Here is a 12,447-nt window from a genome sequence, read left to right as displayed (position 1 = left end):
TGAACAGATCCAGAAGAAGGGGAAGGGTGGTAGCCCCTCGGGAGGCGCGGCGGGGGCTCGGCTGTTCGCCTGCCTGAACCCGAGGGCTAGCGCTCGGTGCGGCGGGAGTTGCGGATGTACTCCTCGCGCTGCTTGCGCGACATGGTCGTCACATCCACGAGGTCCACCTCGAGCGCGCCCTGGTTGTTGCTCACCTTGGTGTCGGGGAAGGTGCAGCGCAGCGTGTCCAGGCCGTCGAGCTGGTAGCGCTTGCCGGCCTCGAGCAGGCGGTAGCCGCGGCGCGAGGTGGCGGCGTCTCCGCCGCGCTCCATGCACAGCACGCGGCGGATGCGGCCCTTGGCGCCGGGGAACAGCTCGGCGAAGTCATCGCGCACGGTGAAGAGGTAGGTGGAGCGCGGGTTGAGGCCGCGCAGCATCACCTGGTGCTCGTTCTTCAGGGGCAGGGCGTGCTTCTGCGGGTCGAAGACGAGGTAGCGCGGCGGCTTCCACTTGGACTCGGTGAGCTGGACGCGGATGCTGCCGCGGTTGTCCTCCAGCCCGTTCTCGTCGAAGGCGAAGACGTGCAGGCGCCTGGCGCCCTTGATGGAGCGCGCGGTGCCGGTGAGCACGCCGAAGCTGTCGTCCGCGGGCAGCTCTCCTTCCAGGAAGTAGGCCAGGCTGCTGGAGGTGGGGCTGTCGGCCGTATACGCCGCGCCTCCCTCGGCGCGGACCGAGTACGTGGTGCCAGGGTTCAGCTCGATGCTGGCCGTGGCGTACTCGGGCATGGGGAGGGCGTTGTACGCGGTGCGAAGCACCAGCAGCCGCGTCGGGTAGCTCACCTGGTGGAAGTCGAGCTTCGGGTCCACGGGAGGGGACTCCGTGCCCGTCTGGACCGCGAGCGCCTGCGAGCCCGCGTCGGCCTGCGAGCCCGCGTCCGGCGCGTCGGCGACGATGACCGGCGGTGGCTTGACCGGCGGCGTGGGCTCGGCCGTGCCGCGCCGCAGATCCGCGTGGATGGGCGACTCGTTGTGGCTGGTGGGGGTGAAGCGCTTGGTCCACGCCAGGTGACCGGGGGCGGTGATGACCAGGGTGTTGGCCTCGTGGAGCACGAAGCCCTCGACGAAGAGCGGCGTCTTGCCCCGCACCATCTGCGAGTTGAGGGTCACCGCGGCGCCTTCGGGCAGCGAGGTCACCCAGATGGTGGTGGTGCGGGCGCCGGCCTCGGGGGGCTTGGGGCGCAGCAGCACGAAGAGGCCGAGGAGGGCGACCACCCCGAAGACGCCCAGGCTGATGTTGCGCACCAGCTTCTGGCGCCGCTCGGCGAGCTCCGCCTCCTTCTTCGCGTTGGCCGCGCGCACGGCGGCCGCCGCATCCACCGGCCGGACGACGGTCGCGGCGGGCGTCTCCACCGGCGTGGGGTGAGGCGTCTCCGTGAGCAGGCTGGCGGCGTCGCCCGGCGGCAAGGGAGTGCCTTCAGGGGGCGTCGCGTCCTCGGCCGAGGCGTTGCGTGCCGGTGCCTCGGGCATGGCCACGCCGGGGTTGGAGTTCAGGGCCCGACGCACTCCCGAGGTGGGGCCACCGGGGTTGGTCACCCGCCGCGCGCCGCCGGGGTTGGTCACCCGCCGCGCGCCGGTGGTGGCCACCCGCACGCCGCTGGAGCTGGGGGTGCGCGGGGCGCCATTGCTGGCCGGACGGGACGCGCCGGAGCTCGGGGGCCGCGAGTTCACGGAGCGCACCGAGCCCGAGGGCGGTCGGCTGCCGCCGCCCGGGGTCCGGGGGCCGCTGCCAGAGGCGGGTGCGCGGGCGCGGGCCTGGGAGCCTTCGGCGGGGCCCGGGTTCTGCCAGGCGACGAGCTGCTCGCGGAAGGTGGGGGGCAGCTCCACCTTGCGGCCCTCGGCGGTCAGCTCCTCGGTGAAGAGGTGCGCCACCAGCTGCGACAGCATCGTGGGGGTGAAGCGCGGGTTCTCCCGGTAGAGCAGCTCCAGCAGCGCCTCGCTGAGCGCCTTGGCGGTGGGGAAGCGGTCCTCGCGCTCCAGCGCCATGGCCCGGTAGATGATGTCCTCCAGGTCCGGGCTGACGGCGGGGTTGACCTGGGAGGGAGGAACGAAGTCGCCCGTGAGGATGCGCGGCAGCACGGTGACGAACTCACCCTCGAAGGGGCGCTTGCCGCACACCGCCTCGTAGAGCACCACGCCGGCGGCGTACACGTCCGTGCGCGAGTCGAGATCCTGCCGCCCCTGGGCCTGCTCCGGGGAGAAGTACGGGTACTTGCCCTTCACCACGCCCGGCGAGGTCTTCTGCTCCACCACGCTGGTGGCCTTGGCGATGCCGAAGTCGATGACCTTGACCTCGCCCTCATAGGAGATGAGGACGTTGTCCGGGGAGACGTCGCGGTGGACCAGGCCCATGGCCTCGCCGTCCTCGCCCACGAAGCGGTGCGCGTAGTCCAGCCCGTCGCACATCTTGCTGATGATGTGCAGCGCCAGGGGGATGGGGAAGAAGCCCATGCCGGACTTGGCGGAGCGGCGCAGCACCTTGGACAGCGGCTGGCCGTGGACGAGCTCCAGGGCGATGAAGTACTGGCCGCCCACCTCGCCGAAGTCGAAGACCTGGGCGATGTTGCCGTGGCTCAGGCCGGCGGCCACCCGCGCTTCGCTGACGAACATCTCGATGAAGTCGGGATCATCGGCGAAGTGGGGGAGGATCTGCTTGATGACGCACGGCTTCGTCACGCCCGCCGCGCCCGTCATTCGCGCGCGGTAGGTGACGGCCATGCCGCCCGCCGCGAGCTTGGACAGCAGGACGTACTTGCCAAATTCCTGGGAGCTGGGGTCTGCCAAGGGCGCAGAAGGGGTAGGTCGCGGGGAGCATACTCTATTTCTGTTGGAAATCCGGAAGTTGCCCGGCCTCCAGCCGACCCAGCGGGTCGAGGTTGACCCGAACCCCGGGTTTGCTTCCTCATAGCCCTTCACACTTCTTCATGTGAGTTCGTGCGGCGCTTGGCTGGGAGGACGTTATCCAGCGCGAGCAACCGGACGGGCTCCGGGAGCGGGAAGCCACGGCCGGGGCTTTCCGGGAGGACCGAGGCAAGCTGATGGCACACCCGCTGATTTCCGTGACGCGCGCCCTGAGCATGGCGCTCGTGGTGGCCCTGGTGCCCCGTGTGGGGCTGGCGCAGGAAGAGGCGCAGGCCTCGCTCTTAGAACCAGACCTGGCGTTGGGCTCCTCCGACGTACCCCAGAAGACTTCCGAGGTGTCGCTGATGCCCGCGACGCCGGATGTCCCGGTGGGAAAGCCCACGCCGCACTCGCTGGGGCTGACCCCGCTGCGGCCTCCGTTCGAGGTGTTGCCGGCGGTGGCCTCGGTGATTCCGGGGCTGCTCTTCCACGGGATGGGGCCGCTGGTGGCGGGGGACACGCGCACGGCGGGGCGGTTGTTCGCCCTGGAGGGCACGGGCCTGGGGCTGCTGCTGGTGAGCGGGGTGCCGATTGCCCTGACCGGCGCTTCCCGCCGCGTCATCGGTCCGCTGTACGCGGTGGCGCTGGCGGGGGCGAGCACCTTCTCCATCTCCGCCCTGGCGAACATCTACTCGGCGGTGTCGCCCGCCTTCACGCCGGGGGTGGCCGCCTCGAGCCTGCCGCCGCTGGAGCTGGACTTCGGCTACCAGCACGTGAGCGATCCGAACTTCGACTACCGCCACTTCCTGGCGCTGGGGGCCACCGCACGCCTGTCCTCGGTGCGGCTGGAGGGCGCCGTGCGCATGGACCCGAGCGAGGGCAACACGCGGGTGCGGCTGGGCGGCGCGTACCGGCTGTTGGGCGAGCCCGAGAGCGCGCGAGGCGGGGCGGACGGCACGGCGCTGGATGTGGAGGCGGGGATGATCTACCACCGCTTCCCGACGGAGGGCTTCGTGGCGGGCAGCGGCGAGGTGGGCCTGCGCGGGCGCTACGCCATGGCGCGGCTGAGCCCTCGGCTGGAGGGCTCGTTCGCCGAGGTGGGCGCGGGAGTGACGTTCCAGAGCTACCACTTCTTCGGCCCCATCGCCGAGGACGCGCTGCACCAGCAGCTGCTGTTCACCTTTGGCTATGGCGTCTACCTGGGGCGCGGCGGGCCGCTGCGGGGTGAGGCGCTCCTTTATTACGACCACCGCAAGGACGACTACGCGGGGGGCCTGAAGATGGGCGCGGGCGTGCCCGGACACTTCGGCCTGCGGGGCCGGGTGTTGCTGAGCGAGCGCTGGGGCGTGTCCGCCGATATGCAGGTGGGCTCGGCCTATGTGGCGCGGTTGTCCGCGGTGTATGCGCTGGGAGGTGAGCTGTGAGCCGCGCGTGGGTGCTGTTGGCGCTGTTGCCGCTGTCGGGCTGTGTGCGGCCCGCGGAGGGACGGGCCCTGAAGGATCTGGAGATCGGCCGCGCCTCGGGTGGTGGCCTCTCGGTGACGGTGGAGGACGGGCTGGCGGCGGTGCGAGGTGTGGAGTCCGGCGCGCTGACGCTGTGGGGCAACGCACCGGCGTTCCGGATGCGCACCACGACCGCGGCGGATGCGCCCGAGTGGTGGACGTTGGTGGTGCGCAACGCCATGCCGGACGCGGAGCTGAAGGCGGAGGCGGGCTCGGACGGCGAGGCGCTGGAGGTGGAGGACGGGCCCTCGCTGGTGCCGACGGTGAAGACGTGGCGGGTGCGCCTGCGGCCCGGGAGCGAGGCGCGGCTGACGGTGGCGCCGCCGGACTGGGACACGCCGAGGCCGTTCCGCTTCGCCGCGCTGGCGGACGTGCAGGAAGCGCTGCCGCGCGTGGGGGACATCTATGCGCGGATGAACCAGGACCCCTCGCTGCGCTTCATCTTCTTCTCGGGAGACCTGACCGAGCAGGGCAGCCGTGAGCAGCTCGAGGAGTTCCAGACGCGGCTGGAGGCCTCGCGGGTGCCGCTGTACGCCACGCTGGGCAACCACGAGACGTTCACGCTGGACGTGCCGTACCACCAGTTCGTGGGGCGTGGCAGCCAGCACTTCGTGTTTCAGGGCGTGCGCTTCACGATGCTGGACACGGGCAACGGCACGGTGGATCCGGTGGTGGAGGAGCAGTTCGACGGCTGGTTGGAGGCGTCGCGGAATGCGGTGCATGTGGTGGGCATGCACATCGCGCCGATGGACCCCATCGGGGTGCGCAACGGCTCGTTCTCCAGCCGCAACGAGGCGGCCGCGCTCGTGGGCAAGATGGCGCGGGCGGGAGTGGACCTGACGCTCTATGGCCACGTGCATTCGTATTACGCGTTCTCCAACGCGGGCATCCCCGCCTACATCTCCGGAGGTGGAGGTTCCATTCCAGAGACCTTCGATGGCGTGGGCCGGCACTACCTCACGGTGGATGTGGATCCGGCGGCGGGGGTGCAGGAGGTGGCGGTGGTGCGCGTGGACTGAGGCGCGCCGCTGGGCTCAGGCGGCGGCGAGTGCTCCCGAGCCGATTTGTCGGGCTCGGGAACGAGCCTCTTGAAATGGGGCTGAACATCTGTGCAGATGGTGGACCCTACCTCGGAGGTTCGCCATGTTCGATCCGTCTGGAAATGACCCCATCTCCCCCGCGCTGCAGGACCTGTTGAAGCTGTTTGGCCAGGAGCTGGCCACGGTGAAGTTCCCGGACATGGACCGGGGCGTGCTGGAGGAGGCGGCGGAGCGGGTGAAGGAGAAGGCGGAGGCGGTGGCGCGTGCGCAGGCGGCGCTGGATGCGGCGCGCCAGTCGCTGCACGAGAGCCAGGAGGCGCTGTTGCAGAAGGGGCAGCGCGCGCTGTCCTACGCGCGCATCTTCGCCGAGGACGACGCGGAGCTGAGCATGAAGCTGGAGGCGATCAGCCTGCCGAGGCCGATGCGCAAGGCGCCGCGCGCGGAAGGAAGCTCGCCGGTGCTGGAGGCTCCCTCGGCCCAGGGGGAGGAGAACTCGCCGCGCCGCCGGGGACGTCCGCCGAAGGCGCGTACCAGCGCGCCGCTGTTCGCGGAGGGGGCCTCGCCCGAGGTCATCGCCGCGGTGGAGGCGGAGTCCGCCAACGGCACGCTGCACACGGCCTGAGCGATCAGGTCGGAAAGCTTCGTGGGAGCATGGGAGTGGCGGTGCGGCGAGACCGCCACACCGTCCACAGCAGCAGCGCGGTGAAGACGAGCGCGTAGGGGCGCCAGAGCAGCACCTGTCGAGCCCCTTCCGCGCCGAGCACAGTGTCCGACGCGAGAACGCCCACCAGGCCCGCGAGGACGACCAGCGCGAGGCCTCCCCGGGTCCGCTCTTCCGCCGCGACACGGAGCAGGGGCCAGGCCATGACGAAGTTCGCGCGCCACGCCAGGGGAGAGAGCAGCGTCACCCCGAGGCAGCACAGCGCGAACAGCTCCACGGGGCCCGGTCGGCTCCAGAGCACCGCGGCCACGAAGAGCAGGAGCGCCAGCCCCTGCGCGCCGCTGAGCGCCGCGCCGGAGGGAATGGCGTCGGAGGGCAGCACCAGCGAGAGCAGCAGCGTGGGCAGTCCCTGGGGATTGTGCCCGAGCGCCCACGGCGGGGTGGTGCGCGCGAGTGTCTCCAGCCACGCGTGGAACTGGGCGAGCAGCCCCTCGGGGCCATACCGCGCGAGAGAGGGCAGCGTGAGCACGAGGCCGAACCCCACGCTGGCGGCGAGCACGCCCCAGTGACGGCGCATCAAGAGGAAGAGGCCCAGCAGCGCCGCGGGCGGCTTGAGCAGGACGGCCACGGCGAAGGCGGCAGCCGGCCCCCACGTCCTGCCACGCTCGGCACCTACGGCCGTGAGCGCCAGCAGGAGCAGCATCACCCCATCCACCTGCGCGTAGAAGAACTCGAGGTGAAGCGCGGGCAGCAGCGCCAGCGTGGCGAGTGCGGGCGCCCAGGGCCAGGGTGTGCGCTCTCCGGGAGCGGGCGCGGCGCGTGAGGTCAGCCAGGCCACCGCGCCCAGGGCCACCACCGCGCCCAGGTTCCACAGCGCCGCCGCGACGCGCGCGGGCAGCAGCGTGAAGGGCAGGAACAGCGGCGCTGTGAGCGGCGCGTACTTGAACGGCATGATGCCGTCGGAGGCGAGGTAGAGGTCCGCCCCGGCCAGGAAGCGCTCGGCGGCGAGCAGGTAGACGCGGAAGTCCAGGCCGCGCCTTGGGTGCTGCCCCAGCACCACCGCCATCACGGCAAGTACCAGCAGCAGCGCCCCAAAGGCCCATTTGGGACCGGAGGCCAGGGCGCGTGGCTGGGGAGCGGAACTGTCGAAGGTGCTCATTCGGATGGAGGGCGGCGGAAGCCACGCTCGGAACCCGGTTGTAACCCACGCCCGCCGTCAGGCGGTGAGCAACGTGCCGTCCGGGCTGTGTTGACTCGGGCAGGAGGCGGTGTCACCTTGCCCTCATCGGTCCGCGCGTTCCACCCTGCGCGGCGGGAGGTGTGCCATGGGGACTGTCATCAACGGTATCTCGGGTCACTCCGCGCCGACGCTCGCCTGACCGGGCGCGCTCCGCTCCCTCGCTGAAGTCGAGATGAACGGGCCTGCCGCCTCCGGCGTGCGGGCGCCAGCACGGAGTTCTGTCTGCTGACTCGGCCGACGTGTCTCCCGCGTGCTCCGTCTCGGAGCCGCTCGGGGACGCGTGCGGCCTGACGGGAACCGTTCGTCCTCATGACTTCTTCCAAGCATCGCCGTAGCCGCGCGTCCCATCGGCGCGCGGGTTCTTCCCCGCTGTCTTCCGAACTCGAAGCCCTTCCCGCGCGCCACCTGCGCGTGCAGTCCACCCTGTTCCAGGAGGTGTCGCGCCTCTTCCGAGGAGAACTCTCTGATCCGTTGCTCGACGGTGTCGCCGTGACTTCGCTCGAGCTGTCACCGGACGGGCGCAACGTCCGTATCGGCTTCACCCTCCCACCCGAGCAGGCCGAGGCAGGCCCCGCCCCCGTGGAGGAGGCTCTCACCCGCGCGAGCAGCTTCATCCGCTCCCAGCTCGCGCTCGGGCTGGACCTCAAGCGAGTGCCACACCTGCGCTTCGTCTACGTGGGCGTCGCGTCGCGTGAGCCCGTGGACCTGTCCCAGGAAGAGCTCGCCTGGGGCGAGGAGTACGAGGAAGGGGGTGAGTCATGATGCCCCGTGTCCTCGAGAGCCCGCCGGGAGCACTGCCCATCCTCGCCTGGGCCCGCGCGGTGCCGGCGGGCGCGGTGAAGCAACTCCAGCACATCGCCAGTCAGCCCTACATCGTCGAACATGTGGCCGCGATGCCAGACGTCCACATGGCCGAGGGTGTCGCGGTGGGCACCGTCTTCGCCACCGAGCACCACATCATCCCCGGCGCACTCGGAGGGGACCTGGGGTGTGGCGTCAGTGCGCTGCGCTTCGAGTTCCCCGCGGCCTCGTTGAGCCGAGCGGAGTTGACGCGCATCCTCGACAAGTTGGCGCGAGCAGTGCCCGTGGGCGACGCGGTACACCGAGGGCGGGGAGTGCCGTTACCGCCCGAGCTCGAAGCCGCGAGCCTGTCCACCCACCGCCTCCAGCGCGAGTGGGAGCGGCTGGCCCCAAGGCACCTCGGGACACTGGGCGGTGGCAACCACTTCCTGGAACTGGACCGTGACGCGGGAGGAGCGCTCTGGCTGCTCCTCCACACGGGCTCTCGGGGCGTGGGAGCCGCCATCGCCGGGCACCACCTCCGCGTGGCGCAGACCCATGGCGAGGGCTCGCTGCCAGGCCTGCGCACGGACACACCCGAAGGAGTCGCCTGCCTCGCGGACACCGAGCAGGCGTGCCGCTTCGCCCGAGCCAACCGCGAGGCGCTCACCGCCCGGGCGGTGGAGGTGCTCACCAAAGCACTGGGGCAGGCGCCGGACCTGGATTCGCGCGTGGACGTCCACCACAACCACGTCTCGGCCGAGTCGCACTTCGGCCGCACGCTGCTCGTTCACCGCAAGGGGGCGGTGGGGCTGGCGCCCGGGCAGCGGGGCCTCATCCCCGGCAGCATGGGGACGGCCTCGTACCTCGTCGCCGGGAAGGGCGAGCCCCGAGCCTTCCGCTCGTGCTCGCATGGCGCGGGGCGCGTCATGACACGAAAGGAGGCCCGAGAGCACATCCGCCCGGCGGCGCTGGAGCACGCCATGCGCCGCGTGGTGTTCGACGTGGGGCGCGCGGGCTCCCTCGTGGAGGAGGCCCCCGCCGTCTACCGCGACATCGCCGAGGTCCTCGAGGATGAGGAGGACCTCGTGACCCCCCTGCTGCGACTCACGCCCATCGCCGTGCTCAAGGGCTGAGCACCCGCGGGCCCTGGTTTGCTCCCAGGGAGACCTGAAGGGTCCAGGTCCCAGGCAGGACCCGGGAAGGGTGGGAGGGGCCTCCCTCCTGCTCGCTCCCGGGGGCTGGGGGTGTGCCCCAGTGAACGCTCCCGGAGGGGTGGGGTCAGGTGTCCCACCCTTTTTCCGTCGATCGGATGTGCGAGAGAGGTTCCCGCCTCGGCGGGGATGGCCTACAATCTCCCGCCAGACACGCGAACTTGCTGGGGCGTCGTCTAATGGCAGGACGTCAGACTTTGAATCTGATTATCAAGGTTCGAATCCTTGCGCCCCAGCCACCTCGCTCTCGGGTGGTGTACTGCCGCTGCTCGTGACGCGCGCAAAGGACGGTGGGGCCGATGCCGCAGCAGAGGGAACTGCTTCTGGTCTCCGTGGGAGGCCCGGCTCCCACCCTGTTGAAAGAGCTCGAGGAGCCGCTGGCCACGCACATGGGCGTGCATGCGGTGGTATCCCGCACGGCCCTGCAGCGTCCCGACTACGCCTTCAACAAGAGCCGCGCGCAGTACCACAGCAACGCCATCATGCGGCGGCTGGTGACGCTCATGGAGCCCGCGCACTCCATGGTCCTGGGCGTGACGGACGTGGACCTGTTCGTGCCGGACTCGGCCTTCGTCCTCGGTGAGGCGGACCGCGAATCCCGGAGCGCCGTGGTGAGCGTGGCCCGGCTGCGTCAGGGGGTGGAGGCGGACCAGCTGCGCCGCCGCGTGCAGGTGGAGGCCGTACACCAGGCCGGACACCTGCTGGGGCTGTCCTACTGCGAGGACCCGCGCTGCGTGATGTTCTTCGCCCAGTCGCCCCTGGACTGTGACCGCAAGCAACTGAATCCCTGCAACATCTGCCGCAACGAGCTGGCGAAGCTCAACCGGTAGACGACTTTCCCCGCCCTTGAATGCCGTTGGCGCGTTGACGTCGAAGGGGCACGCCCCCAGAGTGTGGGCGCGACAGTGCTGAGCGGAGCGGGGAACCTACCTATGAAGCGCATGTGGCGGATTGCTGGTGCGATGGCGCTGGCCTCGGGCCTCGCGGCGTGCGAGCCCATTGAGATCGACGATGGCGGCGGCGGTGGCGGTGGCGGAAACGTGCTGTTCACCAAGGGCTTCGTCTTCCTTCGCGAGGACCGCAACGTCTACGTGGTGGACGACCGCGGAGATGCCAACAGCCCCAAGCGGCTCACCACGGGAGGCGGGGCCTTGCACCCCGCCGTCTCGGCCAACGGACGCAGCGTCGTCTACGTCCAGCAGACCGGAACGAGCTTCGAGCTGCGCACGGTCCCCACGGATGCCAGCACCCAGCCCTCCACCGTGTTCGCCTCCGGTGGCACCGTGTGCTCGCGTTGCACCAACTTCCGCTTTCCCACCTTCAACCCCGCCGGCAACGTCATCGTCTTCGCCTTCAACCACGGCTCGGACAACTTCTCGCTCGGCCGGGTGAACTCGGACGGCAGCAACTTCCAGCAGCTCACCAACAACCCCGCCCTCTCCTACGGCGCGCCCTCCTTCTTCCCGGATGGGCAGAGCGTGCTCACGCCTGCGGGCAACACCAGCTCGGACCTGCGCCTGCTGGAGCGGGTGACCCTCACCGGCACCAGCACCTCCGTCACCAACAACCTGGGCAACGAGGTGCAGGCGGTGATTACCCGAGCGGTGGTGTCGCCCGATGGCCGGCAGGTGGCGTTGGATGGGCGCCTGGGCTCGGGAGGCACCCGCATCTTCGTGGGCGGGCTCAATCCGTTCACTTCGCCCACGCAGATCACCGACCACCCCGGCGAGCCGGGCGCCCAGGACAGCTTCCCGAGCTGGGTGGGCTCCACCCAGGTGGGCTTCCTCTCCAACGCGGGCGGCACCCAGAGCATCTACCGCGTCAGCCTGGGCTCCTCCACCCTGGGGCCGGGCACGTTGCTGGTGCCCACCGCCTCCGAGCCCTCCTACGGGGGCACCTGAGCCACCCGCCCGGGGCAACTGGCGTACCGGGAGCGAAGGCGCCATGCTCCCGGCTTGGAGGTAGCCGATGTCCCTCTTTGATGCCGTGATGGCCGGTGACGAGGCCCGCGTGGAGGAGCTGCTCGCCGCGGGTGAGGACCCCAACCCCCTGGGCGACCAGGGCCGCACGCCCCTCATGGTGGCCGCGCAGCATGGACACGCGGACATTGCCCGCGCGCTCCTGGCGGCGGGCGCCGAGCCGATCCTCACCGACGCCATGGGGGAGACGGCGCTGATGATCGCCGCCGCCCATGGCCACGCCGGGGTGTGCAAGCTGCTCATGCCCCACGCGAGCGACGACGAGCGCGACCTGGCGCAGCGGCTGTTGAGGGACTCGGGCCAGAGCCTCCTGGATCTTCCACGCGGCCCGCCGGACGAGGGCCCGGCACCGAGCAACACGCGCCGCAAGCTCGCCTCCGCGGGCGCGTATGTGTCCAGCAAGCTGGGCGATGACGGGCCGACCCAGCGGCTGGCCCGGCTGCTGCGCTCCGAGAAGAACCGGAAGTAGGAAGGGCAGGGCGCGCGATATGCGCACCTGCCTCGGGCGTTCCTCCTCCTCGGAGGAGTCGCCATGCGTTCATCTGTCGTACGGGGGTGTCTGGCCCTGGGCGTTCTCGCGGCGCTGAGCGGTTGCGCCGGCCTGCGTCATCAGGATGCGCTGTACCAGGAGGCCCACCGCCACGTGTACCCGAGGCCCATCGAGAAGGTGTGGCCCGAGGTGGTGAAGCTCGTGTCGTCGGAGGGTTACCCTCCGCGCAAGGGCAACCAGGAGTTCATCCTCCTGACCGAGTGGCGCAGCGACCTGCAGGAGTCGCGCGTCGTCAGCTCCGCCTCCCGGCTCTATATCGAGGGCCACCGCGTCGACCGCGACACCAGCGTGGTCCGCATCTTCCGGCAGACCATCTTCACCGGGGACAAGGGTGGCATGTCGGCCCGCGAGAACCGCGCCGGCGGCAGCAACCTCACCGTAGGTGCCGCGGGCGACATCTCTCCCTTCGCCGAGGACCCCATCCAGCTCAACCACATGCTGGGGCTCACGGCGGACCACACCTCGCTCACCCGAGGGCCCGCGCAGATGAGCCGCAGCGTCGGCCGTGACGGGGAGATGGAGTGGAAGCTGCTCCAGCGCGTGGACTTCGAGGCCGCCAAGGCCATCGAGGCCCGCGTCACCGCCCGGGAGCAGCAGTAGGTCTG

Annotated in this window: 11 protein-coding genes and 1 tRNA gene; 10 read left to right on the top strand and 2 right to left on the bottom strand. The window is 70.6% G+C overall.

Annotated features, from left to right (window positions below):
* Positions 1 to 86 precede the first annotated feature (86 nt).
* On the bottom strand, positions 87 to 2,819 hold the full coding sequence (locus SYV04_RS08105; protein ID WP_321545063.1) for a serine/threonine protein kinase: 2,733 nt from the start codon (positions 2,817 to 2,819) through the stop codon (positions 87 to 89).
* A 254-nt stretch (positions 2,820 to 3,073) separates the two neighbouring features.
* On the opposite strand from SYV04_RS08105, the gene SYV04_RS08100 reads away from it, so the two are divergent.
* The 3 genes from SYV04_RS08100 to SYV04_RS08090 all read left to right on the top strand — a co-directional run bounded on the left by SYV04_RS08100 (position 3,074) and on the right by SYV04_RS08090 (position 6,040).
* Positions 3,074 to 4,300: a hypothetical protein gene (locus SYV04_RS08100; RefSeq protein WP_321545062.1), complete on the top strand. Its 1,227-nt coding sequence runs from the start codon at positions 3,074 to 3,076 to the stop codon at positions 4,298 to 4,300.
* The gene (locus SYV04_RS08095) at positions 4,297 to 5,397 is read left to right on the top strand and encodes a metallophosphoesterase family protein (RefSeq protein ID WP_321545061.1); all 1,101 of its coding nucleotides are present in this window, start codon (positions 4,297 to 4,299) and stop codon (positions 5,395 to 5,397) included. The genes SYV04_RS08100 and SYV04_RS08095 overlap by 4 nt, the downstream gene beginning before the upstream one ends.
* 124 nt (positions 5,398 to 5,521) lie before the next feature.
* Positions 5,522 to 6,040 (top strand): hypothetical protein, encoded by a 519-nt coding sequence (locus tag SYV04_RS08090; protein ID WP_321545060.1) that lies wholly within the window; start codon positions 5,522 to 5,524, stop codon positions 6,038 to 6,040.
* Positions 6,041 to 6,044: 4 nt separating this feature from the next.
* Here SYV04_RS08090 and SYV04_RS08085 read toward each other — a convergent pair whose 3' ends face one another.
* Positions 6,045 to 7,238, bottom strand: coding sequence for a glycosyltransferase family 87 protein (locus SYV04_RS08085; RefSeq protein ID WP_321545059.1), 1,194 nt, complete (start codon positions 7,236 to 7,238; stop codon positions 6,045 to 6,047).
* 390 nt (positions 7,239 to 7,628) lie between these two features.
* On the opposite strand from SYV04_RS08085, the gene SYV04_RS08080 reads away from it, so the two are divergent.
* From SYV04_RS08080 to SYV04_RS08050, 7 genes are all read left to right on the top strand, one after another.
* The gene (locus tag SYV04_RS08080; RefSeq protein WP_321545058.1) at positions 7,629 to 8,081 is read left to right on the top strand and encodes a ribosome-binding factor A; all 453 of its coding nucleotides are present in this window, start codon (positions 7,629 to 7,631) and stop codon (positions 8,079 to 8,081) included.
* Entirely contained in the window at positions 8,078 to 9,235 is a 1,158-nt protein-coding gene (locus SYV04_RS08075) for an RtcB family protein (protein ID WP_321545057.1), read from the top strand. Before SYV04_RS08080 ends, SYV04_RS08075 begins: the two co-directional genes overlap by 4 nt.
* Positions 9,236 to 9,478: 243 nt before the next feature.
* A tRNA-Gln gene (locus SYV04_RS08070) sits at positions 9,479 to 9,552 on the top strand.
* A gap of 60 nt (positions 9,553 to 9,612) precedes the next feature.
* Positions 9,613 to 10,143: a non-proteolytic archaemetzincin-like protein gene (locus tag SYV04_RS08065; RefSeq protein WP_321545056.1), complete on the top strand. Its 531-nt coding sequence runs from the start codon at positions 9,613 to 9,615 to the stop codon at positions 10,141 to 10,143.
* Positions 10,144 to 10,245: 102 nt separating this feature from the next.
* Positions 10,246 to 11,214: a TolB family protein gene (locus SYV04_RS08060; RefSeq protein WP_321545055.1), complete on the top strand. Its 969-nt coding sequence runs from the start codon at positions 10,246 to 10,248 to the stop codon at positions 11,212 to 11,214.
* A 67-nt stretch (positions 11,215 to 11,281) separates the two neighbouring features.
* A complete protein-coding gene (locus SYV04_RS08055; RefSeq protein ID WP_321545054.1) occupies positions 11,282 to 11,761 on the top strand; it encodes an ankyrin repeat domain-containing protein in 480 nt (159 codons plus the stop codon).
* 63 nt (positions 11,762 to 11,824) lie between these two features.
* Positions 11,825 to 12,442: a hypothetical protein gene (locus SYV04_RS08050; protein WP_321545053.1), complete on the top strand. Its 618-nt coding sequence runs from the start codon at positions 11,825 to 11,827 to the stop codon at positions 12,440 to 12,442.
* The last annotated feature ends 5 nt before the right edge of the window (positions 12,443 to 12,447 follow it).

This window comes from Hyalangium ruber, assembly GCF_034259325.1.
Lineage (GTDB): Bacteria > Myxococcota > Myxococcia > Myxococcales > Myxococcaceae > Hyalangium_A > Hyalangium_A rubrum.
This window is presented reverse-complemented; position numbering and strand designations above follow the sequence as displayed.

Excerpts from the sequence above, each read along its gene's own strand:
- SYV04_RS08100 (WP_321545062.1), top strand. The coding sequence starts at position 3,074 with ATGGCACACCCGCTGATTTCCGTGACGCGCGCCCTGAGCATGGCGCTC.
- SYV04_RS08090 (WP_321545060.1), top strand. The coding sequence starts at position 5,522 with ATGTTCGATCCGTCTGGAAATGACCCCATCTCCCCCGCGCTGCAGGAC.
- SYV04_RS08085 (WP_321545059.1), bottom strand. The coding sequence starts at position 7,238 with ATGAGCACCTTCGACAGTTCCGCTCCCCAGCCACGCGCCCTGGCCTCC.
- SYV04_RS08080 (WP_321545058.1), top strand. The coding sequence starts at position 7,629 with ATGACTTCTTCCAAGCATCGCCGTAGCCGCGCGTCCCATCGGCGCGCG.
- SYV04_RS08075 (WP_321545057.1), top strand. The coding sequence starts at position 8,078 with ATGATGCCCCGTGTCCTCGAGAGCCCGCCGGGAGCACTGCCCATCCTC.
- SYV04_RS08065 (WP_321545056.1), top strand. The coding sequence starts at position 9,613 with ATGCCGCAGCAGAGGGAACTGCTTCTGGTCTCCGTGGGAGGCCCGGCT.
- SYV04_RS08060 (WP_321545055.1), top strand. The coding sequence starts at position 10,246 with ATGAAGCGCATGTGGCGGATTGCTGGTGCGATGGCGCTGGCCTCGGGC.
- SYV04_RS08055 (WP_321545054.1), top strand. The coding sequence starts at position 11,282 with ATGTCCCTCTTTGATGCCGTGATGGCCGGTGACGAGGCCCGCGTGGAG.
- SYV04_RS08050 (WP_321545053.1), top strand. The coding sequence starts at position 11,825 with ATGCGTTCATCTGTCGTACGGGGGTGTCTGGCCCTGGGCGTTCTCGCG.